This is a genomic window from Streptomyces sp. V4I2, assembly GCF_030817655.1.
Taxonomy (GTDB): domain Bacteria; phylum Actinomycetota; class Actinomycetes; order Streptomycetales; family Streptomycetaceae; genus Streptomyces; species Streptomyces plumbiresistens.
On record NZ_JAUSZM010000003.1, the window covers coordinates 2,363,401 to 2,387,864 of the forward strand.

Sequence of the window (24,464 nt, forward strand, 5' to 3'; positions counted from 1 at the left end):
AGTGCTCAACCCACGGTGGAGTGCGAAGAGTTGGACAACAAGGCGTCTTCACGCCACGCCTCAGGGGGGTTCGATGGAGGGTGCCGCGCATGACTCGCACACGATGTGCGCGAGTCGCAACAGGTGCTTCACAGGTTTCCCACAGGCGATGTTCTAGCAGAATGGTGGTCATGCCCCGACGTACCTCGCATCTCCGGTCCCAGAGCCCTTCCGCCCCTGCTCACAAGCCCTCGTGCCCTTGCGATCTTGGGGAGACGTACGCAGAGTGCTGTGGCCGATTCCACCGGGGTGAGGCCGCGGCACCGACCGCGGAATCGCTGATGCGTTCGCGCTACAGCGCTTTCGTGAAGCGCGACGAGGGATACCTGCTGCGCACCTGGCACCCCCGGACCCGGCCGCCCCGGGTCGAGTTCGACCCCGGCATGCGCTGGACCGGTCTGGAGATCCTCGCCACGAGCGAGGGATCGGCGTTCCACACCACCGGGACCGTGACCTTCCGGGCCTCGTACCGGGGCGGTTCGCTGCACGAGCGGAGCCGGTTCGAGCGGGTGGACGGCGCGTGGGTGTACGTGGACGGGACCTTCCTCGACTAGGCCTGTCCGGGCCCTCGACCAGGCCTGTCCCGGACCCGGTTACGGCGCGAGGATGTCCAGCTCCTGAAGCGCGCCCACGGTGATCTCGCGGGTCAGCGCCTCCGCGCGGACGGCGTCCCCCGCGCGGACCGCTTCCGCGACCTGGACGTGCAGGGTGACGGCGGCCGGGTCGGGGTCGTCGAACATGACCTCGTGGTGGGTGCGGCCGGCGAGCACCTCGGCGACGACGTCGCCGAGACGCGCGAACATCTCGTTGCCACAGGCGTTGAGGATGACGCGGTGGAAGGCGATGTCGTGGACCAGGTAGCCCTCGAGCTGGTGGCCTCGTGAGTGGGCCACCATGCCCAGGGCGCACTCGGTGAGTTCGGCGCACTGGTCGGCCGTGGCGTACTTGGCGGCGAGCCCCGCGGCGACCGGTTCGATCGCGGAGCGCAGGACGGTGAGGGAGCGCAGCTGGCGGGGTCGGTCGGCGCCGGCCAGGCGCCAGCGGATGACCTGAGGGTCGAAGACGTTCCACTCGTTCGCGGGACGGACCGTCACGCCCACGCGGCGGCGGGACTCGACGAGGTGCATGGACTCCAGGACGCGGACCGCCTCGCGCATCACGGAGCGTGAGACGTCGAACCTCTGGGCCAGCTCGTCGGTGCGCAGGACACTGCCGGGCGGGTAGGCGCCCGCGGTGATGGCGGGGCCGAGGGTTTCCAGTACGCGGCCGTGCAGCCCCCGGCCCGATGTGCTCATGCACTCAGCGTACGGGGCAGATCACAGGAACAAAAAGTCAGACTTATTTGTCACAGGCTCTTGAATTCGTCGTACCTAATAGGTTTCAGTGTGGCCGACGTCAGATGTCGACGTCGGATGTCGAGGAAGACAGCGAGGCAGTGATGCGTACCCCTCACGTCGTCGTGGTCATGGGCGTCGCCGGCACGGGCAAGACCACGATCGGTCCCCTGCTCGCGGCCCGGCTGGGCGTTCCCTACGCCGAGGGCGACGACTTCCACCCCCAGGCCAACATCGACAAGATGTCGGCCGGCACCCCGCTCGAGGACGCTGACCGGTGGCCGTGGCTCGACGCCATCGGCGCCTGGGCGCACGAGCGGGCCGGGCTCGGCGGGGTGGTCAGCTGCTCCGCCCTGAAGCGGTCGTACCGCGACCGGCTCAGGGCCGCCGCTCCCGGAGTCGTGTTCGTGCACCTCGCGGGCGACCGGAAGCTCATCGAGGACCGCATGACACACCGGCAGGGCCACTTCATGCCGACCGCGCTGCTGGACTCCCAGTTCGCCACGCTCCAGCCGCTCCAGGCGGGCGAGGCGGGAGTCGCCGTGGACGTCTCCGGAAGCCCCGAGGAGATCACCGAGCGGGCCGCCGAGGCACTGAGCGTCCTCCCCGACGTCTCCCGGTGACACCCCTCCCCAACTCCCCTCCCCAGTAACACCCTCCCCTCTCCCCGTACTTGCAAGGGAATCCCCTGTGACCAGACTCAGTGTCGAGATGCTGGCAGCGGACGCACCCGAGCCGATCACCTCGGCCGGCCACGCTCAGCTGGGTATCGCCGTTCTGGCGGGCATAGCCGTCATCGTCCTGCTCATCACCAAGTTCAAGCTCCACGCGTTTCTGTCGCTGACCATCGGGTCACTGGCGCTCGGCGCGTTCGCCGGGGCGCCGCTCGACAAGGCGATCACCAGCTTCACCACCGGGCTCGGCTCGACCGTGGCCGGCGTGGGTGTGCTGATCGCCCTCGGCGCGATCCTCGGCAAGATGCTCGCCGACTCCGGGGGCGCCGACCAGATCGTCGACACCATCCTGGCGAAGGCCAGCGGCCGCACCATGCCGTGGGCGATGGTGCTGATCGCCTCGGTGATCGGACTGCCGCTGTTCTTCGAGGTCGGCGTGGTGCTGCTGATCCCGGTCGTGCTGATGGTCGCCAAGCGCGGCAACTACTCGCTCATGCGCATCGGCATCCCCGCGCTCGCCGGTCTGTCCGTGATGCACGGTCTGGTCCCGCCGCACCCCGGCCCGCTGGTCGCGATCGACGCGGTCAAGGCCAACCTGGGCGTCACGCTGGCGCTCGGCGTGCTCGTCGCCATACCGACGGTGGTCATCGCCGGCCCGCTGTTCGCCCGGTACGCGGCCCGCTGGGTGGACGTGCCGGCCCCCGAGCGAATGATCCCGCAGCGCGCCTCCGAGGAACTGGAGAGGCGCCCCGGCTTCGGCGCGACGCTCGCCACGATCCTCCTGCCGGTCGTCCTGATGCTCTCCAAGGCCCTGGTCGACATCGTCATCGACGACCCGACCCACACCGTGCAGCGCACCTTCGACGTCATCGGCTCTCCGCTGATCGCCCTGCTCGCCGCCGTGCTGGTCGGCATCTTCACGCTGCTGCGGCCCGCCGGGTTCGCCAAGGAGCGGGTCTCGCAGCTCGTCGAGAAGGGCCTCGCGCCCATCGCCGGCATCCTGCTCATCGTCGGCGCGGGCGGCGGCTTCAAGCAGACGCTGATCGACTCCGGCGTCGGCCAGATGATCCTGGACATCTCCAAGGACTGGTCGATCCCCGCCCTGCTCCTGGCCTGGCTGATCGCGGTGGCGATCCGGCTGGCGACCGGTTCGGCGACCGTGGCGACGATCTCGGCGGCCGGCCTGGTCGCCCCGCTCGCGGCCGACATGTCGACGACCCACACGGCCCTGCTCGTCCTGGCCATCGGCGCCGGCTCGCTCTTCTTCAGCCATGTCAACGACGCCGGATTCTGGCTGGTGAAGGAGTACTTCGGCCTGAGCGTCGGCCAGACCCTCAAGACCTGGTCCGTCATGGAGACGATCATCTCCGTGGTCGCGGGCGGTGTGGTCCTCCTCCTCTCGCTGATCATCTAGGAGTACGGCGATGAGTCACCCCTTGTTCGACATCGGCGGGCGGACCGCCCTCGTCACCGGCTCCAGCCGGGGCATCGGACTCGCGCTGGCCCGCGGCCTCGCTGAGGCGGGCTGCCGGGTCGTCCTCAACGGGCGGGACGGCGAGCGGCTCACCAAGGCCGCCGCCGAGCTGCCCGGCGAGGTGCACACGGCCGTGTTCGACGTCACCGACGGGCCGTCGGTGGCGGACGGCATAGCGGAGGTGGAGGAACGGGTCGGCCCGCTCGACATCCTGGTCAACAACGCGGGCATGCAACTGCGCGCCCCGCTCCTGGAGTTCACCGACTCCGACTGGCACCGGATCCTGGACACCAACCTGACCAGCGCCTTCCTGGTCGGCCGGGAAGCCGCCCGCCGGATGACGGAACGCGGCCACGGCAAGATCATCAACATCTGCTCGCTGCAGAGCGAGGTGGCCCGCCCCGGCATCGCGCCCTACGCGGCCACCAAGGGCGCACTGAAGATGCTCACCAAGGGCATGTGCGCGGACTGGGGCCCGTACGGCGTCCAGGTCAACGGCCTCGGCCCCGGCTACATCGAGACCGAGCTGACCCGGCCCCTCGTCGACGACGAGGAGTTCAGCGCGTGGGTACGGCGCCGCACCCCGGCCGGCCGCTGGGGCCGTACGGAGGACCTGGTGGGCGGGGTGCTGTTCCTCGCCTCGCCCGCCGCGGACTTCGTCGGCGGACAGGTGCTGTATGTCGACGGTGGCATGACGAGCGTGCTGTGACCTCCGGGAGGCTTTGATGCTGGGTTGCGTGATCCACGGCCAGGGTGACCTGCGGGTCGAGGAGTTGGCGGTACCGGACCCCGGCCCCGGCCAGGCGCTGGTGGCCGTGCGGTACGGCGGGGTGTGCGGGTCCGACCTGCACTACTGGCGGCACGGCGGAGTCGGCGACTTCCGGCTCAAGGAGCCGATGGTGCTCGGCCACGAGGTGGTCGGAACGGTCGTCTCGTACGGTGCCGGCGCGTCAGGGCCGGTTGCCGGTACGGCAGTCGCCGTGCACCCGGCCACACCCTGCGGGGTCTGCCCGGAGTGCGCGGACGGGCGCCGCAACGTCTGCCGGGACACGCGTTACCTGGGCAGCGCGGCACGGTTTCCGCACGTACAGGGCGGGTTCGCGGCTCACATGGTCGTACCCGCCGAGCAGGTCAGGGCGCTCCCGGCCGGCCTGGAGCTGCGCCGGGCCGCGCTCGCCGAGCCCCTGTCCGTCGCGCTGCACGCGGTGCGACGGGCCGGAGAGGTCGCCGGGAAGCATGTCCTCGTCACCGGCGCCGGGCCCATCGGCTGCCTGGTCGTCGCGGCGGCGAAGGCCGCCGGGGCGGCGCGCGTGACGGTGACGGACCTGGTGCCGCGGGCGCTCGCGTACGCACGGGTCGCCGGTGCCGACACCGTCGTACGGGCCGATGATCCGGACGACGCCGGGTGGCCGGCGGAGGTGGACGTGGTGATCGAGGCGTCAGGCGTGGCCGCCGGGCTGGACACCGGGCTGCGGCTGGTGCGGCGCGGGGGTGTGGTCGTGCAGCTCGGGATGCTGCCGCCGGGGCAGTCGCCCTTCGCCGGGAACCTCGTCGTCAGCCGCGAGACAGAACTGCGCGGCGCGTTCCGCTTCGACGGCGAGTTCGACAACGCGCTGGCGTTGCTCGCGGCGGAGCCGGTGTTCGACGAGCTGATCAGCGCGGTGGTGCCCGTCCGGGAGGCCGAGTCGGCGTTCGCGCTGGCGGCGGACCGGAGCCGGTCGTGCAAGGTACTGCTGGACTTCGCACCCTGACGTCGACTGGACTGCGCCCCCCGAGCATCGATTCGCCCCAGCTCTCGCAGCCTGGGTGAAGCCGCTTCCCGGACGGAGGGGCGCGTCCCATCATGGGAGCACTCCGGGGCGCCGCCCGCGGCCACCGGCCTGCAGAGCCGACGCCCCGGGGCCTATGACTTCGGGGGCGTCATGGCGATTTCGCTCGGGGTACGCATATCGGGGCTCCTGCTCGCGGGAGCCCTGGCGATCGGCACGGCCGCGGCATGCGGCGGGGGCGGTGACGACACGGGCGGCGGGTCCGGCGACGGCGGTACGAGCGTGTCGGGCGGTGGCACCGGCGGGGGCGACGGAGCGGCGAGCGGCACGGGCGGCTCCGGCGAGGGAACACCGACGTGGCGCCCGGATGACGGTACCGGGGGCGGCGACGGGTCCAACGGGTCGGGGGGCGGCGGGAGTTCGAGCGGTTCGGGTGGGTCAGGGGGATCCGGGGGATCCGGCGGCTCCGGCGGCTCCGGCGGCTCCGGCGGCTCCGGCTCGAGCGGGTCTCAGGGTTCCGGAGACTCCGGAGGTTCAGGAATCTCCGGAACCCCCGGAGGTTCCGCAGGCTCGGGGAGCGGCGGAAACTCGGGCGGCGGAGGCGGGCGTATCGAGGGACCCTCCTGGTTACCACCGGGGCCGAAGTCGCCCAACACCGACGCCGAGGACGACCCGGAGACTGTCTACGACCTGCTCGGCGAGGCCCCGCAGAACTGCGGGACAACCGCCGAACTGATCTCGGCGAAGCCACGGACCGACGAGTGGCGCGTGCTCGGGGCACTGGCCGAGGCCTGCAAGGCCGTACAGGGCCAGGGCGGCAGCTGGGACACGGCCGCCACGGAATACGCCGCGCTCCAGGGCAGGCTCGCGGGCTGCAAGGGGAAGGCGGCTCATGCCGTACTCGGCGAAGTCCTGCGTTTCCACCGGCAACATCCCTCCGCCACCGCGCGATTGACGCCGTCCTCGGCCGGCGGCAGTGACGTCTGCTCCTTCCGGATCGTCTCCGTGGACGTGGGCCGCGACGGCACGGCCAGGCCGGGCGACACGATCACGGTCAAGGTCGGCGGCATCTACTTCGACAAGGCGGAGCTGCTGGGCGGAGCGAGCAGCATGACCATCGCCGGGATCCCTGTCGATCTTCCTGACGACGATCCGGACCCGAAAGCCGAGCCACCCGACCAGTTGTCCTTCGACGTGGTCGTCCCGACGCCGGACTCGGGCGCCTATGGGCGGAGCACCACCGTGCGCCTCGACCACAACGGTGGCGACGGGACGGCAAGCCTGGACGACGCCTTCACCATCGTCGCCCCGGCCACGGCCGGCTCCACCGACCCGTCGCCGGTCGAGTCACGGGACGGAAGCCCTTCGACCGCCGCCACCCCGTGAGCGACCGCACCGCGCTGCGCCGCCTGCGTACGGCGGTGACACGTACCCGGGCCGCACTCCGCCGTACGCCGCCCACGCCCGACCCCGCGCCCACGCCCGACCCGGGGCCGCAACCCGTACCCCCCGAGCCCACGCCCACGCCCGCGCCCGACCCGGAACCGCAACCGCAACCCATACCCCCCGAACCCCCGCCCGTCGCCCCCAAGTGGCTCGAACTCCTGGGCACCGCAGGCTCGTTCCTCTCCCTCTTCACCGCCGTCCTCTTCTACTTCGGCTGGGCCAGCACGGACGCCGAGACCCGGGCTCTGGGCCTGCGGGACACCCTCTTCCGGTTCTCCACGGCCGACTATCTGCTGCGGAGTGTGGACGCGCTGTACCTCCCCGTCCTCGTGGCGGCCGCCGTCTCGATCGCGGCAACGGCGTTGCACCAGCGGGTGCAGCGCGATCCGGCGCGCGCCGCGCGGGCACTGCGGGCGCTACGGCACGCATGGGTGCCGTCGGTGCTCCTCCTGCCGGTCTACTACGTGGCCCAGGACGTCCTCGAACTCCTCCTCCCGCTGCTGATCCTGACCGGCGTGCTGGTCAGCGCCTACGCGCGCACCCGACCGGGATCCGACGCGACGGCGCCCCGGCCCGGGGCCGCGCGGATCTGGGCGCCGGCCCTGCTGGTCGCCGTCATCGCGCTGTTCTGGGCCGTGTACGCGTACGCCGGTATCGTCGGCCGGGGCCGTGCCGACACGACGGCCGCCACAGTCGACCAAGGGTTTCCGGCCGTCGTCGTCTTCAGCGAGCAGGACCTGCTGATCCGTGGCGGCGGCAGTTGCTTCGCCGTCGTCGACGCGAAGGGCAGCCCCTACCGTTACCGGTACGCCGGGCTACGGCTGTTCCATGTCTCCGGTGACCGTCTGTTCCTCGTGCCCAGATACTGGGCGCCCTGGAAGGGCAGGCTGTACGTCCTGCGGGAACAGGACAAGACCCTGCGGGTGGAGTACGTCAGCGGGCAGGACTACCGGGCGACGGAATGCCCTTGACCGGTCACGGACGCCACAGCGGATGTTCCCGCTCCGCCCACTCCCGGCTCACCGCCCCCGTCCGCATCCCCCGCCGCGCCTCCGGATCCCCCAGCGCCATGCCGATGTGCCCGGCGAGGACGATGCCGATGGTCAGCGCCAGCCAGTCGTGGACGAAGGTCGCGCTGGTGCGCCACATCAGCGGGGTGAGGTGGGTGAACCACATGATCAGGCCCGTGCCGAGCATGACCAGGGTGGCGCCGGCGACCCAGGCCGCGTACACCTTCTGACCGGCGTTGAACTTGCCCGCCGGGCGGGCTGCGCGCCGTTTGTCGCGGCGCAGGGCGGCACGCAGCCAGAGGCGGTCGTGCGGGCCGAAGCGGTTGAGGAAGCGCAGGTCGGCGCGGAACGCGCGGGAGACGAGGCCCGCCAGGACCGGCACCGGCAGGGCGAGGCCGGCCCACTCGTGGACGCGGACGACCAGTTCGCGGCGGCCGACGAGTTCGGCGAGCTGGGGGACGTACAGACAGGCCGCCGTCACCACGCACACGCTCATCAGGACGGCCGTCGTGCGGTGCACCCACCGTTCGGCCCGGGTGAAGCGGCGCACCCGCGTGGTCGGCGGGGTGTCAGCTCGTAGGCTCATCGTCCCGCCCGTTCGAACGGCCCACCCAGGCGTCGATGTCGTATCCCCGATTCTCCCAGTAGCCCGGCTTCACGTCCTCGGTGACGGTGATGCCGGAGAGCCACTTGGCGGACTTGTAGAAGTACATGGGTGCCACATAGAGGCGGACCGGGCCGCCGTGGGAGTGGCCGAGGTCCTTGTCCTGCATGCGCAGGGCGACCAGGACGTCCGCGCGGCGGGCCTGGTCGAGGGTGAGGCTCTCGCTGTACGCGCCGTCGAAGCAGGTGAAACGCACCGCCCCGGCCGAGGGGCGCACTCCCGCGGCGTCCAGGAGCCGGGACAGGCGTACCCCCTCGAAGGGGGTGTCGGGGACCCGCCAGCCGGTGACGCACTGGACGTCCTTGACCATGCGGGTCTGGGGCAGCGCTCGGAGGTCGGCCAGCGTGTAGGTCTGCGGACGGTCGACCAGGCCGTCGATGGTGAGCCGGTAGTTCTCGGCGTTCTTGCGGGGCACGGAGGACGTGACCGAGTAGTAGCGGAAGCCGCCGCCGTTCGGGAGCAGGCCCGTCAGTCCGGTGGGGTCCTTGTCGGCGGCGCCGCCGAGGAAGGCCTCCAGGCCGCGTTGCAGGGTGGGCGCGGCGACGACGCCCAGCGCGCCCAGGCCGAGGGTGCCGAGGAAGACGCGGCGGCCGGCGGGGGTGCCGCGTGCCTCGGGCTGGTCCGTGCCCGTTCCGCCCGATTCCTCGGGCCGTTCGGTGTTCACGGGTTCATCGGAGTTCACGGGTTCATTCGAACACCCGCGACCCGGGGGCGGCCAGGGGTCGCGGGTGCTCGTCAGGGTTCCGTAATCACTTCTTACGCGAATCTCAGGTGGTGACGACGGTGATCACAACGGTCACGACGGTGCTCACGGCGTCTTCTCCGCCGCCTTCTCCAGCTGGAACGCCTCGTTGCCGAGCCCGATGCGGGCGTGCGCCTCGGGTGCCCTGGAGCGCAGGACCAGGCCCTGGAGCAGGCCGATCACCAGGGCGAGGCCGATGATGCCGGGCAGCGCCCAGCTCAGGGCGGAGCCGGGCCCGGCGCCGACCAGGACGTCGAAGTCCCTGACCGTGTAGCCGGCGATCACCAGGAGGGCGATGCCCGCGAGGGCGGAGGTGACCAGGCGCCAGGCCTGGGCGCCCACGGCGCCGCGGCGGGCGAAGAACACGACGACCGAGAGGGAGGCCGCCGCCATCAGCACGATCACGCCGAGCGCGCCGAGGTTGCCGCACCAGGTGAACAGGTGCAGGACGGGGGCGGTGGGGTCGCCGGCCGGCTTGTCGTCGGCGACCGCGAAGGCGGCCACGACCAGCACGGACACGGCCGTCTGGAGCAGGGAGCCGGTGCCGGGGGCGCCGCTCGCGCCGGTGGTCCGGCCGAAGGCGGCGGGCAGCAGGCCCTCGCGGCCCATGGCGAAGGCGTACCGGGCCACGACGTTGTGGAAGCTGAGCAGCGCCGCGAACATGCCGGTCACGAACAGGATGTGCAGGACGTCCGTGAAGGTGCCGCCGAGCCGGGCCTCGGTGAGGGTGAAGAGGAGTCTGGCGCTCTGCTGCCGTGCCTCGCCGACGATCGCCGCGGGGCCGGTGGCGACGGTGAGGGCCCAGCTGCTGAGCGCGAAGAAGACGGCGACCCCGCCGACCGCCAGGAACATCACGCGCGGCACCAGGATGTGCGGGCGGCTGGTCTCCTCGGCGTACACGGGCGCCTGCTCGAAACCGAGGAAGGCGGCGATGCAGAAGCACAGGGCGGTGCCGAGCCCGGCGCCGGTGAGCGTGTCCGGGTTGAAGGCGTGCAGGGACAGGCCCTGCGGGCCGGGGTCGGCGACGGCCGCCACGTCGAAGATGACGACCAGGGCGACCTCCACGATCAGCAGAACGCCCAGCACGCGCGCGTTGACGTCGATCTTCAGCCGGCCCAGCGCGCCGACCACGAGGGCGGCCGCCAGTGCCGGTATCCACCAGGCGAGCTCCAGGTCGGCGTAGGTGGCGAACAGGCCGGCGACCTCGAAGCCGAAGATGCCGTAGATGCCGACCTGGAGTGCGCTGTAGGCGACGAGGGCGACCAGGGCGGCGCTCGCGCCGGCGGTGCCGCCGAGGCCGCGGGAGATGTACGCGTAGAAGGCGCCGGCGTTGTGGACGTGCCGGCTCATCTCCGCGTAACCGATGCCGAAGAGGACCAGGACGACGCCGAGGACGACGAAGAGGAGCGGCTGCCCGACGATGCCCATCACCGCGAATGTGGTGGGCATGACACCCGCGACCACCATGAGGGGGGCGGTCGCGGCGAGGACGGAGAGCAGCAGGCCGCCGGTGCCGAGGCGGTCGGAGCGCAGGGCACGCTCCTGCCCCTTGAACGTACTGATGCCGCCCGGGGTGGTGCTGCTGCGCGAACTGTCCGTGGTCACGGGGAGACCGTCCTTTTCCGGGAGATGGGGCGTTACGCCGTGCCGAGCGCGCCGGCGCGGGCGGCACGGAAGGCGGGGCAGGGGTCGCGGTCCGGGTACGACCACGGTGCCGGGGTCGCGTGGTCGCCGATGCGGTGGAAGAGGGCGGCCGCCTCGGCGCCCCGGCCCTCACAGACCTTGGCGTGGGCGAGGAAGTTGAGGTCGACCAGTCGGCGCGGGTGGCCCTCGTGCTCCCACTCCAGCCACCAGTCGAAGGCGGCCTTCATCACCTGCCGGGCCCGGCGTCCGGCCCAGTGCCCGCAGGCGGCCGGGTCCGGTGGCTCGTGCCCGGCGGCGGCCAGCACGCGGTAGCGCTCGGCGTGCGCGACGACCGGGAGGATCGCGAGCGGGGAGTCGGCGGGGGCCTGCTCGGCGGCCCAGTGGGCGAAGTCGTACACCTCGTGCAGGGGGTCCGGGCCGGCCTCGGAGCGGCGCTCGGCGAGGTGGGCGACCATCAGGTGATGGGCGTGGTGGTGGTCGGCGTACCGCGCCCGGACCTCGCCGAACAGCCGGACGACCTCCTCGCCGGCCCCGAGGTCCCGCTCCAGCATGAGCAGGCCGAGCCAGGGGGTGGGGTCGGCGGGCGCGAGAGCGGCGGCGGTCCGGCAGGCCTCGCGGGCCGTGACGGGTTTCTCCTTGCCCCGCAGGGCCCGCCGGACCTGGGCGAGGGCGAGCAGGACGGCCGCGTCGGCCGACTCGGGCTCCGCGAGCAGCCAGTCGCCGGCCCACGCGGCGCTGTAGGGCTCCAGGGCGAGCACCGTCACCCGGTGCCCTCGCCGGTCCCAGTCGTCCCCCGTCCAGGCCAGCAGCGCACGGGCGGCCTGCCAGCGCCCCTGCGCCAAGGCGCCCCGGGCGGCGACGAGTTCGCTGTCGTCGAGGGCGGCGTCGAGGATCTGAGCGGCGGCGCGCTTGCGACTGCGCCCGAGGGGTGGCGGGGGTGGGGACACCGCGGGGACTTCCTCACGCGACGCGGCTCGTCGTCGGTATGCGGCCGACGCGGCGGCCGGCCTTCTGGTCTGGACGTTTCGGCTTGCCATCAGCTGATCACTCACAGCCAATCCTCAGCCAACGCTTTCCGTCAAGGGGGATACGGGTGTTACACGCGTCAACTTCCGTGACCTGAAAGGGACTTGTGGAGCGGCGGGCGAGACCGGGCACGGATCGCCGGTTCTGTTGTGGCCCACGCCATGGCGCGGACCCGCCAGGACCCCGCACGATGGTCGGCACGGTCGCACGACCGCCCCGTCGACCGGGGCGCCGGGATCGAGTCAACCGCCCGGGTTCTCGGGCACTCTCAGGGGCATGGCGGACCCTGGGACGCTACAGTCGGCCGCCTACGCTCCCCGTGGCCCCGCCGGATGATCTCGAGGTACGCAGCGTGTCGGTTCTGGTCCTGGTTCTCGCCCTGAGCGCGGCCTGCTGTCTGGGCTTCGGATTCGTGCTCCAGCAGAACGCCGCCCGACAGGCCCCGCTGAGCGACTTCCTCTCCCCCCGCCTGCTGCTCGACCTGATGAAGGTGCCGCGCTGGCTCGGCGGCATCGGGCTGATGGTGGCCGGCATGGCCCTCGGCGCGATCGCGCTGGGCCAGGGCGAGATCTCCCTGGTGGAGCCCCTCCTCGCCACCAACCTGCTGTTCGCCCTCGCCCTGTCCCGCAAGCAGAGCAAGCAGCCGCTGGGCCGCCAGGGCTGGGCGGGCCTCGTGCTGCTCGCGGGCGGAGTCACCACGTTCATCGTGGCGGGCGAGCCACGCGGCGGCACCGCGCTCACCGACCCCCTGCGGCACTGGCTGATCATCGGCGCCATGGTCGGCCTCGCCCTGCTGCTCACGACCTACGCCAAGCGCTCCCGGCTGAGCTCCGGCCCGGTCCTGCTGGCCCTGGCCGCCGGTCTGCTGTACGGCGTCCAGGACGCGCTGACCCGGGTCAGCGGCCAGCGTTTCTCCGAGGGCGGCCTGGTGGAGCTGCTGACCGGCTGGCAGCCGTACGCCGTGCTGCTGCTCGGCGTCACCGGGCTCATCCTCGTGCAGAGCGCGTTCGAGACCGCCCCCCTGCGGATGTCGCTGCCCGCCCTGACCGCGGCCCAGCCACTGGCCGGGATCATCTGCGGCGTCGGCTTCCTCGGCGACCGGCTGCGCACCGACGCGGGTGCGCTGGCCTGGGAGGCGGCGGGACTCGCGGCGATCGTCGTGGGCATCGTGGCCCTCGGCATGCATCCGGCGATGCCGTGCACGCAGACCGAGCGGGCGCGGGACCTTCAGCGCACCGACGCCCGGGCCTGATCCGGCCCCTGCTTGGATGGAGTCATGAGCGCTGCTGACGAGATCCTCGACATCGTCGACGAGAACGACACGGTCATCGGACAGTCGCCGCGGGGCGAGGCGTACGCGAAGGGCCTGCGCCACCGCTGCGTCTTCATCCAGGCGCGGGACGCAGAGGGCCGGATCTTCGTCCACCGCCGCACACCGGCCAAGCTGGTCTTCCCCTCCCTGTACGACATGTTCGTCGGCGGAGTGGTCGGCGCGGGCGAGTCCTACGACGACGCGGCCCTGCGCGAGGCCGAGGAGGAACTGGGCGTGAGCGGACTGCCGCGCCCCGAGTACCTCTTCAAGTTCCTCTACGACGACGGTGCCGGCCGGACCTGGTGGTCCTCGGTGTACGAGGTCCGCTGCGATCTTCCGGTCAGCCCGCAGGTGGAGGAGGTGGCCTGGCACGACTTCCTGCCGGAGGACGAGGTGCTGCGCCGGCTGAGGGAGTGGGAGTGGGTGCCGGACGGGCTGGACGCGTACGAGCGGCTGCGGGCCTACCGCTCGATGGGCTGAGCCGCAGAGCCGACCGGTCCGGGCGTATGAGTACCCCCGCTCAGCGGGCTGTTGCCCGGAGCGGCCCAGTAGGGGCTCTCCCAGAAGGGATGGTCGAGGAACCCCTCGGCCGCCTCCGGAGCCGCCTCAGCCGTCATGCCCACGGCGACGAGTGCGGCGGCGATCCGTTCCACTGCCGCCTCCATGGGTGTCTCCGCGTCGCCGAACGCCGGGAGCAGCAGGAGCAGTCGCAGGCCGGGATCGCGTACGCCCTCGGCGTCCGCCGGGGCCGAGTCGGCGACGGCGACCAGATCCGGCCAGGACAGCCCCGGCCCGGTGAAGTGGCCCTCGATGGATGCCAGGGAGGTCTCCCGGGCCTGGTCGGGGTGGGTGAGCAGGTAGTCCGTGCCCGGGTCGTCGGGGAAGTTCCGGTGCACGATCCAGAGCAGGTGCCCGCCGGGCAGAGGTATGCGGTACGCGGGCCAGACCTCCGTCGCCCCGTACAACGCCTCGCCCGCCGCGTCCACGTCCGCCGGGTCGGCGCCGAACACCTCTGGCTCGTCGGCGAACCCGTCCCAGGTGGGCCCGAAGTAGGCGGGCCAGAACCCGGGCAGGTCGAGCAGCTGCTCGGCGGGGGCGATGCCGTGCCCGGCCTGCGTGTACTGGGCCAGTGACGTGGGAACATCCATGCCCCCGAACAGTAGCGGCGGGCACTGACAACGCCCCATGGCGGTGCCCCGGTAGGGTCCTGCACGTGATCGGTTTCGCACGCACCGTCCGGCTCTGGTTCGACCCCCGGGAGATCCGGCAGGAGGGCGTCACCCCCGACTACCGCTTCTCACTGGCGAACGAGCGCACCTTCCTGGCCTGGCTGCGCACCGCGCTCGCGCTGATCGGCGGCGGCTTCGCCGTGGACCAGTTCCTGCCGGGCCTGCGCTGGGGCTGGCGGGTGGGGCTCGCGCTCGCGCTGCTCGCGGCGGGCGTGGTGTGCTCGCTGCGGGCGGTCAACCACTGGGTGCGTTGCGAGCGGGCCATGCGCCGCGGCGAGGACCTGCCGGTGTCCCGGTTCCCGGCACTGCTGAGCCTCGCGGTCGCGGTCGTGGCCGTCGCGATGGTCGTCGTGGTGCTCGTCGGGTGGGAGGGATGAGCGGGGCGGCCGCCCGTCCGGCCTCGGAACGGGACCCCGGGCTCCAGCCCGAGCGGACCCGGCTGGCCTGGCGGCGTACGACCCTGTCCAGCACCGCCGCCGCCATCCTCGCCATGAAGACCACCCTGCACGGAGGAGTCTCGGCGCCCGGGATCGTCGTCTGCGCCCTGTGCTGCGCCCTCTGGCTGGCCTTCCTGCTCATCGCCCACCACCGCATCCGCACCCTGTCCGCCACGAGCAGCCCGACGGCACTCACCCCCCGGCACGCGACGGCGGGCGCACTGCTCACGGTAGGGCTCGCGGTGTGCGCGGCGGCACTGGTCTTCTAGGCGACGCGCTGTCCGGGCAACCGGTCGCGATCCTGACAGCGAACCGGCGCGGGCCTCGCAGCGAACCGGCACGGACCTCGCAGGCCAACCGGCGACGGCCCCCCTAGGCGATCCGGCGCGGCTCCCATAGGCGCCCCGGCACGGACCTCGTACGCCAACCGGCACGGACCTCGCCGGCAATCCGGCCACGGGCCCTCCGAGGCGATCCGGCGCGCATCTCATACGGGCCGCGGCACGGACCTCGCAGCCCAACCGCCACGGACCTCGCAGCCCAACCGGCGCGGACCTCGTCGGCAATCCGGCGACAGGCCCTCCTAGGCGATCCGGCGCGGATCTCATACAGCCGCGGCACAGACCTCGTACGCCAACCGGCACGCACCTCGCAGCCCAACCGGCGCGCACCTCGTGGGAATTCCGGCGCGGGCCCTCCCGCGCACCCCGGCGCGGATCTCGCACACCCTCGGCAAGGATCCTCGTACACGACCTTGGTCCGTTCTTGGACCGCTCTTGGGGAGCGAGCCCTCTGGCGCCGCTTTACCGTCGGGGACGACGGGCTTCGTGGGCCCGCCCGCCCCTCAGGGGTACCCGGACGCCACGCCAGGTCCGAATCGCCGGATACGCGGCGTTCGCGTGGCAGCCTGTCCGACGTCATCACCCGCACCTTCGAAGGTGAGCACCATGACCACCCTCCACCAGGAACACGCCTCCCACACGCACACGCACGGCCCGGACTGCGGCCACGCCACGGTGCCGCACGGCGACCACGTCGACTACGCGCACGACGGGCACATGCACCGCGAGCACGGCGGCCACTGGGACGAGTGCGAACCCTCCGGGCACGTCTCGCACGAGAGTCACGACCACCGGCACGGCCAGGACTGCGGGCACCCGAGCGTCCTGCACGGCGACCACGTGGACTATCTGCACGACGGCCACCGGCACGCCGAGCACGAGGGCCACTGGGACGACCACTGAGCCGACCTGGCAGAGTCACCACCTGCAGCTCCCCAGCGCCCTGCGCGGGGAGCTGCGGGCCTATCGTGGCCCCGATCACGTTCCGCTCTCCTACTGGACGACATACCGACCGGTCGGCATCATGGTCTTGTCGTGTTCACCCGTCCGTAGGAGCATTGATGAGTCCCGACCATCCGCCCGGTCTCGATCTCGACCGGCTGCGCGGCCTGCTCGACCGTGAGCGGCCCGGCCTGGTGCACGGCCCGCTGACCGGCCGGCTGATCGAGGGCGGACGGTCGAACCTCACCTACGCAGTCTCCGACGGCACCTCGAAGTGGGTCGTACGGCGGCCCCCGCTCGGCCATGTCCTGGCCACCGCGCACGACATGAAGCGCGAGCACCGGGTGATCAGCGCGCTGTACCCGACGAACGTGCCGGTGCCGCGTCCGGTGCTGCTGTGCGAGAAACCCGAGAACGGGGCGGCGCCCGGGGCGCCCTTCTACGTCATGGACTTCGTCGAGGGCACGCCGTACCGCACCGCCGACCAGCTCGCTCCGCTCGGCCCGGAGCGCACCCGGGGTGCCGTGCTGGCCCTGGTGGACACGCTCGTGGAGCTGCACGCGGTGGACCCCGCCGAGGTCGGTCTCGCCGACTTCGGCCGCCCGGAGGGCTTCCTGGACCGCCAGTTGCGGCGCTGGGGCAAGCAGCTGGACGCCTCCCGCAACCGCGAGCTGGCCGGCATCGACGAGCTGCACGCAACCCTCGGCCGGCGGCTGCCGCACTCCCCCGCCCCGACCGTCGTGCACGGCGACTACCGGCTCGACAACGTCCTGATCGGCGACGACGACAAGATCAAGGCGATCCTCGACTGGGAGATGTCGACGCTCGGCGACCCGCTCACCGACCTCGGCCTGCTGGTGATGTACAGCCTGCCGCTCGGCATGCCCGACTCCCCCGTGTCCACCACCGCCGAGGCCGCCGGGCACCCGAGCCCCGCCGAGCTGATCCAGCGGTACGCGGCACGTTCGGGGCGCGATGTCTCCGCGGTCGCCTGGTACACGGCCTTCGCCTGGTTCAAGCTCGCCGTGATCCTGGAGGGCATCCACTACCGCTACACCCTGGGCCAGACGGTCGGCCCGGGCTTCGACCGCATCGGTGACCTGGTCCCGGTCTTCATCGGGCACGGCCTGACCACTCTTCAGGAAGGCTGACGCAACATGGACTTCGCGTTCGACGCACGCACCGAGGAGCTGCGCGCCAAGCTGCTCGCCTTCATGGACGAGTACGTCTACCCGGCCGAGGCGGTCGCGGAGGAGCAGCGCGCCCTGCTGGCCTCGCCGTGGGACACCCCGGCCGTCGTCGAGGAACTGAAGGCCGAGGCACGCAAGCAGGGCCTGTGGAACCTCTTCCTTCCCGACACCGAGTACGGCGCCGGCCTCACCAACCTCCAGTACGCGCCGCTGGCCGAGATCACCGGCCGGTCCCCGCACCTGGCGCCCACCGCGCTGAACTGCGCGGCCCCGGACACCGGGAACATGGAGGTGCTGACGCAGTTCGGCGACGAGCAGCAGAAGAAGCAGTGGCTGGAGCCGCTGCTGGCCGGTGAGATCCGCTCGGCGTTCGCGATGACCGAGCCGGAGGTGGCCTCCTCGGACGCCACGAACATCACCACGCACATCGAGCGGGACGGCGACGAGTACGTCATCACGGGCCGCAAGTGGTACATCTCCGGGGCGATGAACCCGGACTGCAGGATCTTCATCGTGATGGGCAAGACGGACCCGGACGGGGACGACATCCGCCGCCAGCAGTCCATGATCCTCGTCTCCCGCGACACCCCGGGTGTCACGGTCGAGCGCGCCATGAAGGTGTTCGGCTACGAGGACCACTACCACGGCGGTCACGCCGAGGTGGTCTTCGACCACGCGCGCGTGCCGGTGTCCAATCTGATCGGTGAGGAGGGCGGCGGCTTCGCCATCGCCCAGGCCCGGCTGGGTCCGGGCCGGATCCACCACTGCATGCGGCTGATCGGCATGGCCGAGCGGGCGATCGAGCTGATGTGCCGGCGGGCCGTGTCCCGTAGCGCCTTCGGCAAGGCCCTGGCCCAGCAGGGCGTCGTCCACAACTGGATCGCCGACGCGCGGGTCACCGTCGAGCAGCTGCGGCTGCTGGTGCTGAAGACGGCCTGGCTGATGGACACGGTCGGCAACCGGGGTGCCCATGCGGAGATCCAGGCCATCAAGATCGCCACGCCCCGCGCGGTCGTCGACATCATCGACCGGGCCATCCAGCTGCACGGCGCGGGCGGCGTCAGCCAGGACTTCCCCCTCGCCGAGCTCTACGCCGGCGCCCGGACGCTGATGATCGCGGACGGTCCGGACGAGGTGCACCAGCGGTCGCTGGCGCGGCGCGAGCTGAAGCGGTACGTGTGACGTGAAGGGTGCGGGGCGGCCGCCTGGTGGCAGCCGCCCCGCAACGCGCGTGTGGCTACGGCCGCAGCGCCCGCAGCAGGAGGTCCGCGAGGTGGTCGGCGAGCTCCTGGGGGCTCATCTGGCCTTCGGGGCGGTACCAGGTCGACAGGTGGTGGACCGAGCCGAAGTGGTAGTCCACGACCAGGTCGGCCGGGGTCGCCTTCGAGAACACTCCCGCCTCCTGGCCCTCCTCGACGAGCGCGCGGAAGCGTTCGTGGTAGCGCCGGCGCTCGGCGCGGACCTGCTTGTTCTTCTCGGGGCTCAGGTGGTGCATCGAGCGGAAGAAGATCGACGCGTCGTCGAGGTTGTCGATGGTGGTGACGACGACGTCGGCCGCCGCCCCCCTGAGGCGCTTCTCGATCGGCTCGTCGGCGTTCGCGAACGCGTCGAGTCTCTCCTGCTGGACGCGCAGCACGCGCGCGTACACCTCGTGCAGGAGGTCGTCCTTGGAGCCGAAGTAGTGATAGAGCGCCCCCTTGGTGACGCCGGCCGCCTCGACGATCTCCTGCACCGAGGTGCGGTCGTAGCCCTGCTCGGCGAAGAGCCGGGTGGCGGCGGCGAGGAGCCGCTGCGGCACGGGGGTACCGTCACCGTCCGTAGTCCTGGGCACTGCCGCCACCTGCCTTCCGAGACTTTCTTCTGTTGCTGTGTCTAGCCCTGCGGGCGGGAACGCAGTTCCCGCCGGAGGATCTTCCCACTCGCCGTCTTCGGCAGGTCGGGCAGGATCTCCACCTGACGCGGGTATTTGTAGGCGGCCAGTCTCTCCTTGCAGTACGCGGCGAGTGCAGCCGGGTCCGTGTCGGAGCCCGGACGGAGACTGATGTACGCCTTGACGGTCTCCCCGCGGTACCCGTCGGGCACCCCGACGACGGCCGCCTCGCGCACCGCCGGGTGGGTGTAGAGGACGTCCTCGACCTCGCGCGGCCACACCTTGAAGCCGGACGCGTTGATCATGTCCTTCTTGCGGTCGACGACGTACAGCCAGCCCTGCGGGTCCATGAAGCCGATGTCCCCGGTGCGCAGCTCGCCGTCCGGGAAGGTCTCGGCGGTGGCCTCGGGGCGCCGCCAGTAGCCGGGGACGACCTGCGGCCCCCGTACGAGGATCTCGCCCTGCTCCCCGAAGGGGACCTCGGCGCCCCGGTCGTCGACGATGCGTACCACCGTGTCGGGGCCGGGCGCGCCCACGGCCAGGGTCCCGGAGGCCGGGTCGACGGGCGCCTCCAGGTCCGGCGGTACGGAGGCGCAGGGCGCGGTGCACTCGGTGAGCCCGTAACCGTTGCGGATGTACGGCCCGAAGCCGGCCCGGAACTTCTCCACCAGGGCGGGCGGCAGGGGTGCACCGCCGGAGGAGATGTTCACGAAGGACGAGAAGTGGTCCGGGGTGACGGACGGGTGGGCCGCCAGTGCCATGAAGGCCGTGGAGGGGCCGACCGTGTAGTGCGGGCGGTGCTCGGCGAAGGCGTCCAGCACGACACCGGCCTCGAAGCGGTACGCCAGGACGAGCGTGCCCGCGCTGTTCAGACAGGCGCCGAGCTGGCAGACCATGCCGGTGATGTGGAACAGCGGCGCCATCGCGAAGTAGACGGGCGCCTCGGGCAGAGCCAGGCCGGTCCGCTGCCGCTCGGCGTTGTGCATGATGTTGCCGTGCGTGTTGGTGGCGCCCTTGGGGGCGCCGCTGGTGCCCGAGGTGTAGCTGATCAGGGCGATGTCGGCCGGGCCCGCGTCGCGGTCCTCGGGCGCCTTGTGACCGGCGCGGGCGACGGCCGTGAGATCGTCGGCGTCGGCGGCCAGAGGCAGCCGCTCGAAGGTCAGCACGCGCGCGTCCTGGCGGTTCTGGAAGTCCAGCTCGCAGCCGGTCAGCACGATGCGTACGGGCGAGTCGGCCGCCGTGTCGCGCAGATACGACTCCCAGGCCCGGTCCGAGCAGACCAGCGCGGCCACCTCGCCGTCCCGCAGGACATGCCCGACCTCCCCCGACTTGTACATCGGGTTGACGGGCACCACGGTCGCGCCCGCCTTCCAGGCGCCGAGCAGGGCGAGCACGAAGTGCGGGGAGTTCTGCAGCAGGATCGCCACCCGGTCGCCGCGCTCCAGGCCGCGGGCGGCGAGGTGCCCGGCGACGGAGTCGCTCAGCTCGTCGACCTCGCGGTAGGTCAGACGGCCGTCGAAGTAGGCGAGGAAGGCGCGGTCCGGGGTGTCGGCGACGGCCCGGCGCAGGGCATGAACCAGCGAGTCGGCGGGGTCGATCGGCGCGCGCTGGGCGTCGTTGAGCAGGCCGAGCCAGGGCTTGGCCGCATAGCGGGAGTCGGTCACCGGCTCGCCTCCCACTTCTGCTGGAGGTGGTTCATGTTGGTCAGCCAGCGGTCGGGGTGGGCGGCCCTGGCCTGGTAGTACCCGGCGACCTCGGGGTGCGGCAGGATCAGGAAACGGTCCTCCTCGATGCCCTTGAAGAGGGCGTCCGCCACCTCCGCCGGGGCGATCGCGGTCGGCTGGAGGACCAGGTCGCCCGCGCTGCCGGTGGCGGCCAGCATGTCGGTGCGCACGCCCTGCGGACAGATCGCGTGGACCTTCAGACCGCGGTGCCGGTACGTCAGCGACAGCCACTCGGCGAAGGCGTACGCGCCGTGCTTGGTGACGCTGTAGGGCGCGGCGCCGATCATGGTGAGCAGTCCGGCGGCGGACACGGTGGAGACGAAACGGCCGCTGCCGCGCTCCAGCCAGCCCGGGAGCAGTTCGTGGGCCGCGCGTACGTGTGCCATGACGTTCACGTCCCAGGACAGCGTCCAGGGCCGCTCGTCGAACGCCTCGCCGGTCTCCCCGCCCTCGAAGGCGACGCCCGCGTTGGCGCAGTACACGTCGACCGTGCCGCCCAGCGCCTCACTGGCCTCGCCGACGATCGCCGAGGCGTCGCCCGGAACGGCGATGCCGCCGATCTCCTCGGCGACGGCCTTCGCCCGCTCGGCGTCCAGGTCGTTGACGACGACCCGGGCCCCCTCGGCGGCGAAACGCCGGGCCAGCGCGGCCCCGATCCCACCCCCGGCTCCCGTGACGACCACACCAGCACCCTGCACGGCTTCCACCATCGGTCTCCTTCGACGCGACGAGAATCGACTCTGCCCCCGCAACGGCCAGACTAACCGGTCGGTATGTATCAAAGGAAGGGGCCTCAGACGCCCCTAGGGGCGCGGGGAACTGCGCGACCAGCCACGGACGGCCCGCACCTTCCACACAACCCGCGGAAGCACATACCGTGCCCATGCCGACCATCCCCATCAAGGAGGTCACATGCACCTACCCAGACGGACCTTCCTCGCCGCAACAACGGCAGCAGCAGCACTCCCCGCGGCCTCCCCCGCCTTCGCGGCCACCCGCCGGAGGCGAACCGGCTTCGAGAACCTGGCCGCAGACGGCTACGCCCAGCTCAGCGGCCGGCGCACCGGCATCGTCACCAACCCCACCGGCGTCACCAGGGACGTACGCCACATCGTCGACGTCATGCACGCGGACGACCGCGTGAACCTCACCGCCGTCTTCGGCCCCGAGCACGGCTTCCGGGGCACCGCGCAGGCGGGCGGCTCCGAGGGCCGCTACGACGACCCGGCGACCGGCCTGCCCGTCTACGACACGTACTTGAAGAGCGGCCGGCCGCTCGCCGACATCTTCACCGCGTCCGGCGTGGACACCGTGGTCTTCGACATCCAGGACGTGGGCGCGCGCTTCTACACGTACATCTGGACGCTGTACGACTGCATGGAGGCCGCCCAGCTCGCGGGGAAACGGTTCGTGGTCCTGGACCGGCCCAACCCGGTGACCGGACGGGCGGCCCTGGGACCCGTACTGCACAAGGAGTTCGCGACCTTCGTCGGGCGGCAGCCGATCTCGCAGGCGCACGGGATGACGGTCGTGGAGCTGGCGCGGTTGTTCAACGGGGAGTTCCTGGCCGCGCCGGTGGAGCTGGACGCCGTACTGATGAGCGGGTGGAAGCGGTCCGAGTGGTACGACGACTCGGGGCTGCCCTGGGTGCCGCCGAGCCCGAACATGCCGACGCCTCAGACCGCCCTGGTGTACTCGGGGACGTGCCTCTTCGAGGGGACGAACCTGTCGGAGGGGCGTGGCACGACCCGCCCCTTCGAACTGCTCGGCGCGGAGGGCGTCGACGGGCGGTGGGCCGACGCGGCGAACGGACTCGGGCTGCCCGGGGTGCGCTTCAGGGAGGCATACTTCGCGCCCACCTTCTCCAAGTTCCAGGGGAAGACGATCGGGGGCGTGCAGGTCCATGTGCACGACCGGGACGCCTACGACCCCGTACGCACCGGGATCGCGCTCCTGGTGACCGCCAAGAAGGTGTGGAGCGGCTTCGCCTGGCGTGCGGACAACTGGATCGACAAGCTCACGGGTTCCACGCTGGTGCGCACGATGATCGACGCGGGGGCGGGTACCGACGAGGTGGTGGCGGGCTGGGAGGAGGAGCTGGCGGCCTTCCGGAGGGTGCGGCGGGAGTACCTCGTCTACCGGTGAGCCGGTGATTCACCCGGATGAGTCACGACGTATGGCCAACTCCGACCGCTAGCGGGACGATGCGCGCACATCGCACCGCTCCGGGGGACGAGGGGGCCCGTCATGGCAGAGCCGGCAATGAGCGTGAGTCCGTACTGGGAGCTCACTTTCGACGCGGACGGGGACACGGACGGCGGGAAGCGGGACCGGCTGCTGGCCGGGGTCGCGGAACACGACGTGCGCGATCTCGTGGTCTTCTCGCACGGCTGGAACAGCGACCGCTCGGGGGCGACCCGGCTCTACAGCCGCTTCTTCGCGCCGATCCCGGCGCTCGCCCCGGCGGCCCGACTCGGGTATGTCGGTGTCGTGTGGCCGTCGATGCGGTTCTCCGACGAGCCGATCCCGGACTTCCCGCGGGCCGTGGCCGCCGAGCTGCCGCCGCGTCCGGCGCTCGACAAGGACACCCGGCACGCGCTGCTGGAGACCTTCCCCGGGCGGGCGACCGTGATCGACCAGATCGCGCGGATGCTGGACCAGCAGCCGCGCGAGGAGCGGGAGTTGGAGGAGTTCGGGCGGCTGGTGCGCCTGCTGGTGGACGTCGTGCCGCCGGGACCGCAGGTGCTGTTCGCGGCGGACACGATGGCCGAAGGGGTGCAGCAGAGCGACCCCCTGATGTTCTCGGGGTCCACGGCGGAGATCTGCGAGGAGTTCGCGCGGGCGCTGGCGGAACTCGAGTCCCCGGGCGGGACGGCCGGGTTCTCGCTGCCCAACCCGTGGGACGGCGCGCACGAACTGCTGCGCCAGGCGACGTACTACGCCATGAAGCGGCGCGCGGGGACCGTCGGCGAGCGCGGACTCGGGCGGGTGGTCGGGCAGTTGGCCGCGAAGGCACCGAACGTGCGGGTGCACCTCGTGGGGCACAGCTTCGGCGCCCGGCTGGTGTCGTTCGCGCTGCGCGGGCTGCCGCAGGGCGTGCGCACGGTGAAGTCGGTGACGCTCCTCCAAGGCGCCTTCTCCCACTACGCGTTCGCGGCGCGGCTGCCGCACGACCCGCGCGCGGGAGGGGTCCTCCAGGGGCAGCACCTACGGATCGACGGCCCTTTGGTGTGCTGCCACTCCCGGCACGACTCGGCCCTCGGGACCATCTACCCGCTGGCCTCGCGGATGGCGGGCGATGCGCAGGGAGTCGCCGCCGAACTGGCCCTGGCACGCGGCCTCGGTGCCAAGTGGGGGGCGATGGGGTACGGCGGCGTGCAGGCGGTGCCGGGCACCCAGTCGTTCAAGCTCGCCGCCGCGTTGAAGGGGAAGCTGCCGGCCTCGGGGTGTGTGAACGTCGACGCGGTCGAGGTGGTCAGGCGCGGCGGAGCGCCGTCCGGCGCGCACAGCGACATCGTGCACCGGGAGCTGGCACAGCTGGTGGTGGTGGCGGGCCGCATCCGCTGACCCGCCGCCACCCGCGCCCTACCGGTGCGA

Annotated in this window: 25 protein-coding genes; 16 read left to right on the forward strand and 9 right to left on the reverse strand. The window is 71.8% G+C overall.

Going from position 1 to position 24,464, the window contains the following annotated elements; genetic code table 11:
- Positions 1-170 precede the first annotated feature (170 nt).
- Positions 171-593, forward strand: coding sequence for a YchJ family protein (locus QFZ76_RS11750; RefSeq protein WP_307673657.1), 423 nt, complete (start codon positions 171-173; stop codon positions 591-593).
- Positions 594-632: 39 nt separating this feature from the next.
- On the opposite strand, the gene QFZ76_RS11755 is transcribed toward QFZ76_RS11750, so the two are convergent.
- A complete protein-coding gene (locus tag QFZ76_RS11755; protein ID WP_307673658.1) occupies positions 633-1,334 on the reverse strand; it encodes a FadR/GntR family transcriptional regulator in 702 nt (233 codons plus the stop codon).
- Positions 1,335-1,477: 143 nt separating this feature from the next.
- On the opposite strand from QFZ76_RS11755, the gene QFZ76_RS11760 reads away from it, so the two are divergent.
- The 6 genes from QFZ76_RS11760 to QFZ76_RS11785 all read left to right on the forward strand — a co-directional run bounded on the left by QFZ76_RS11760 (position 1,478) and on the right by QFZ76_RS11785 (position 7,707).
- Positions 1,478-1,996 carry a gluconokinase gene (locus QFZ76_RS11760; protein ID WP_307673659.1) on the forward strand — a complete coding sequence of 173 codons (519 nt, stop codon included), beginning with the start codon at positions 1,478-1,480 and terminating at the stop codon, positions 1,994-1,996.
- 67 nt (positions 1,997-2,063) lie between these two features.
- Positions 2,064-3,461, forward strand: coding sequence for a GntP family permease (locus QFZ76_RS11765; protein ID WP_307673660.1), 1,398 nt, complete (start codon positions 2,064-2,066; stop codon positions 3,459-3,461).
- Between the two features lie 10 nt (positions 3,462-3,471).
- Positions 3,472-4,230, forward strand: coding sequence for an SDR family oxidoreductase (locus QFZ76_RS11770; RefSeq protein WP_307673661.1), 759 nt, complete (start codon positions 3,472-3,474; stop codon positions 4,228-4,230).
- A 16-nt stretch (positions 4,231-4,246) separates the two neighbouring features.
- Positions 4,247-5,272, forward strand: a complete 1,026-nt coding sequence (locus QFZ76_RS11775; RefSeq protein WP_307673662.1) for an L-idonate 5-dehydrogenase — start codon at positions 4,247-4,249, stop codon at positions 5,270-5,272.
- Positions 5,273-5,443: 171 nt separating this feature from the next.
- The gene (locus QFZ76_RS11780) at positions 5,444-6,676 is read left to right on the forward strand and encodes a hypothetical protein (protein ID WP_307673663.1); all 1,233 of its coding nucleotides are present in this window, start codon (positions 5,444-5,446) and stop codon (positions 6,674-6,676) included.
- Entirely contained in the window at positions 6,673-7,707 is a 1,035-nt protein-coding gene (locus QFZ76_RS11785) for a hypothetical protein (protein ID WP_307673664.1), read from the forward strand. The genes QFZ76_RS11780 and QFZ76_RS11785 overlap by 4 nt, the downstream gene beginning before the upstream one ends.
- 4 nt (positions 7,708-7,711) lie before the next feature.
- Here the strand turns inward: QFZ76_RS11785 and QFZ76_RS11790 are convergent, their stop codons facing one another.
- The 4 genes from QFZ76_RS11790 to QFZ76_RS11805 form a co-directional block, all read right to left on the reverse strand.
- On the reverse strand, positions 7,712-8,332 hold the full coding sequence (locus QFZ76_RS11790; RefSeq protein WP_307673665.1) for a cytochrome b/b6 domain-containing protein: 621 nt from the start codon (positions 8,330-8,332) through the stop codon (positions 7,712-7,714).
- The gene (locus QFZ76_RS11795; RefSeq protein WP_307679987.1) at positions 8,316-9,074 is read right to left on the reverse strand and encodes a molybdopterin-dependent oxidoreductase; all 759 of its coding nucleotides are present in this window, start codon (positions 9,072-9,074) and stop codon (positions 8,316-8,318) included. The genes QFZ76_RS11790 and QFZ76_RS11795 overlap by 17 nt, the downstream gene beginning before the upstream one ends.
- 144 nt (positions 9,075-9,218) lie before the next feature.
- On the reverse strand, positions 9,219-10,757 hold the full coding sequence (locus QFZ76_RS11800) for an APC family permease (RefSeq protein ID WP_307673666.1): 1,539 nt from the start codon (positions 10,755-10,757) through the stop codon (positions 9,219-9,221).
- Between the two features lie 32 nt (positions 10,758-10,789).
- A complete protein-coding gene (locus tag QFZ76_RS11805; RefSeq protein ID WP_307673667.1) occupies positions 10,790-11,743 on the reverse strand; it encodes a hypothetical protein in 954 nt (317 codons plus the stop codon).
- A gap of 431 nt (positions 11,744-12,174) precedes the next feature.
- Here QFZ76_RS11805 and QFZ76_RS11810 point away from each other — a divergent pair, with 431 nt between their 5' ends.
- Both QFZ76_RS11810 and QFZ76_RS11815 read left to right on the forward strand, forming a co-directional pair.
- On the forward strand, positions 12,175-13,074 hold the full coding sequence (locus QFZ76_RS11810; protein WP_307673668.1) for a DMT family transporter: 900 nt from the start codon (positions 12,175-12,177) through the stop codon (positions 13,072-13,074).
- A 24-nt stretch (positions 13,075-13,098) separates the two neighbouring features.
- A complete protein-coding gene (locus tag QFZ76_RS11815; RefSeq protein WP_266442370.1) occupies positions 13,099-13,614 on the forward strand; it encodes an NUDIX hydrolase in 516 nt (171 codons plus the stop codon).
- Here QFZ76_RS11815 and QFZ76_RS11820 read toward each other — a convergent pair.
- Positions 13,596-14,282, reverse strand: coding sequence for a hypothetical protein (locus QFZ76_RS11820; RefSeq protein WP_307673669.1), 687 nt, complete (start codon positions 14,280-14,282; stop codon positions 13,596-13,598). The two genes, QFZ76_RS11815 and QFZ76_RS11820, sit on opposite strands and share 19 nt — an antisense overlap.
- A 65-nt stretch (positions 14,283-14,347) precedes the next feature.
- On the opposite strand from QFZ76_RS11820, the gene QFZ76_RS11825 reads away from it, so the two are divergent.
- The 5 genes from QFZ76_RS11825 (at position 14,348) to QFZ76_RS11845 (ending at position 18,455) form a co-directional block, all read left to right on the forward strand.
- Complete coding sequence (locus QFZ76_RS11825; protein ID WP_307673670.1) at positions 14,348-14,740, forward strand: YidH family protein; 393 nt, start codon at positions 14,348-14,350, stop codon at positions 14,738-14,740.
- Positions 14,737-15,069 carry a DUF202 domain-containing protein gene (locus QFZ76_RS11830; RefSeq protein WP_307673671.1) on the forward strand — a complete coding sequence of 111 codons (333 nt, stop codon included), beginning with the start codon at positions 14,737-14,739 and terminating at the stop codon, positions 15,067-15,069. The genes QFZ76_RS11825 and QFZ76_RS11830 overlap by 4 nt, the downstream gene beginning before the upstream one ends.
- A 678-nt stretch (positions 15,070-15,747) precedes the next feature.
- Positions 15,748-16,044: a hypothetical protein gene (locus QFZ76_RS11835; protein WP_307673672.1), complete on the forward strand. Its 297-nt coding sequence runs from the start codon at positions 15,748-15,750 to the stop codon at positions 16,042-16,044.
- A gap of 158 nt (positions 16,045-16,202) precedes the next feature.
- Positions 16,203-17,234, forward strand: a complete 1,032-nt coding sequence (locus QFZ76_RS11840; RefSeq protein ID WP_307673673.1) for a phosphotransferase family protein — start codon at positions 16,203-16,205, stop codon at positions 17,232-17,234.
- Between the two features lie 6 nt (positions 17,235-17,240).
- Positions 17,241-18,455: an acyl-CoA dehydrogenase family protein gene (locus tag QFZ76_RS11845; protein ID WP_307673674.1), complete on the forward strand. Its 1,215-nt coding sequence runs from the start codon at positions 17,241-17,243 to the stop codon at positions 18,453-18,455.
- Between the two features lie 55 nt (positions 18,456-18,510).
- On the opposite strand, the gene QFZ76_RS11850 is transcribed toward QFZ76_RS11845, so the two are convergent.
- The 3 genes from QFZ76_RS11850 to QFZ76_RS11860 are packed head-to-tail and all read right to left on the reverse strand — an operon-like array spanning position 18,511 to position 21,577.
- A complete protein-coding gene (locus tag QFZ76_RS11850; protein WP_307673675.1) occupies positions 18,511-19,104 on the reverse strand; it encodes a TetR/AcrR family transcriptional regulator in 594 nt (197 codons plus the stop codon).
- Between the two features lie 41 nt (positions 19,105-19,145).
- Positions 19,146-20,807: a class I adenylate-forming enzyme family protein gene (locus tag QFZ76_RS11855; protein ID WP_307673676.1), complete on the reverse strand. Its 1,662-nt coding sequence runs from the start codon at positions 20,805-20,807 to the stop codon at positions 19,146-19,148.
- Complete coding sequence (locus QFZ76_RS11860; protein ID WP_307673677.1) at positions 20,804-21,577, reverse strand: SDR family oxidoreductase; 774 nt, start codon at positions 21,575-21,577, stop codon at positions 20,804-20,806. Before QFZ76_RS11860 ends, QFZ76_RS11855 begins: the two co-directional genes overlap by 4 nt.
- Before the next feature lie 202 nt (positions 21,578-21,779).
- Here QFZ76_RS11860 and QFZ76_RS11865 point away from each other — a divergent pair, with 202 nt between their 5' ends.
- Entirely contained in the window at positions 21,780-23,012 is a 1,233-nt protein-coding gene (locus tag QFZ76_RS11865) for a DUF1343 domain-containing protein (protein WP_307673678.1), read from the forward strand.
- A 102-nt stretch (positions 23,013-23,114) separates the two neighbouring features.
- Positions 23,115-24,434: a serine-threonine protein kinase gene (locus QFZ76_RS11870; protein ID WP_307673679.1), complete on the forward strand. Its 1,320-nt coding sequence runs from the start codon at positions 23,115-23,117 to the stop codon at positions 24,432-24,434.
- The last annotated feature ends 30 nt before the right edge of the window (positions 24,435-24,464 follow it).

What these genes read in the sequence shown, in the direction of transcription:
- QFZ76_RS11750 (WP_307673657.1), top strand. Translation starts at nt 171, where the DNA reads ATGCCCCGACGTACCTCGCATCTCCGGTCCCAGAGCCCTTCCGCCCCT.
- QFZ76_RS11755 (WP_307673658.1), bottom strand. Translation starts at nt 1,334, where the DNA reads ATGAGCACATCGGGCCGGGGGCTGCACGGCCGCGTACTGGAAACCCTC.
- QFZ76_RS11760 (WP_307673659.1), top strand. Translation starts at nt 1,478, where the DNA reads ATGCGTACCCCTCACGTCGTCGTGGTCATGGGCGTCGCCGGCACGGGC.
- QFZ76_RS11770 (WP_307673661.1), top strand. Translation starts at nt 3,472, where the DNA reads ATGAGTCACCCCTTGTTCGACATCGGCGGGCGGACCGCCCTCGTCACC.
- QFZ76_RS11775 (WP_307673662.1), top strand. Translation starts at nt 4,247, where the DNA reads ATGCTGGGTTGCGTGATCCACGGCCAGGGTGACCTGCGGGTCGAGGAG.
- QFZ76_RS11780 (WP_307673663.1), top strand. Translation starts at nt 5,444, where the DNA reads ATGGCGATTTCGCTCGGGGTACGCATATCGGGGCTCCTGCTCGCGGGA.
- QFZ76_RS11790 (WP_307673665.1), bottom strand. Translation starts at nt 8,332, where the DNA reads ATGAGCCTACGAGCTGACACCCCGCCGACCACGCGGGTGCGCCGCTTC.
- QFZ76_RS11815 (WP_266442370.1), top strand. Translation starts at nt 13,099, where the DNA reads ATGAGCGCTGCTGACGAGATCCTCGACATCGTCGACGAGAACGACACG.
- QFZ76_RS11820 (WP_307673669.1), bottom strand. Translation starts at nt 14,282, where the DNA reads ATGGATGTTCCCACGTCACTGGCCCAGTACACGCAGGCCGGGCACGGC.
- QFZ76_RS11830 (WP_307673671.1), top strand. Translation starts at nt 14,737, where the DNA reads ATGAGCGGGGCGGCCGCCCGTCCGGCCTCGGAACGGGACCCCGGGCTC.
- QFZ76_RS11835 (WP_307673672.1), top strand. Translation starts at nt 15,748, where the DNA reads ATGACCACCCTCCACCAGGAACACGCCTCCCACACGCACACGCACGGC.
- QFZ76_RS11840 (WP_307673673.1), top strand. Translation starts at nt 16,203, where the DNA reads ATGAGTCCCGACCATCCGCCCGGTCTCGATCTCGACCGGCTGCGCGGC.
- QFZ76_RS11845 (WP_307673674.1), top strand. Translation starts at nt 17,241, where the DNA reads ATGGACTTCGCGTTCGACGCACGCACCGAGGAGCTGCGCGCCAAGCTG.
- QFZ76_RS11860 (WP_307673677.1), bottom strand. Translation starts at nt 21,577, where the DNA reads ATGGTGGAAGCCGTGCAGGGTGCTGGTGTGGTCGTCACGGGAGCCGGG.
- QFZ76_RS11865 (WP_307673678.1), top strand. Translation starts at nt 21,780, where the DNA reads ATGCACCTACCCAGACGGACCTTCCTCGCCGCAACAACGGCAGCAGCA.
- QFZ76_RS11870 (WP_307673679.1), top strand. Translation starts at nt 23,115, where the DNA reads ATGGCAGAGCCGGCAATGAGCGTGAGTCCGTACTGGGAGCTCACTTTC.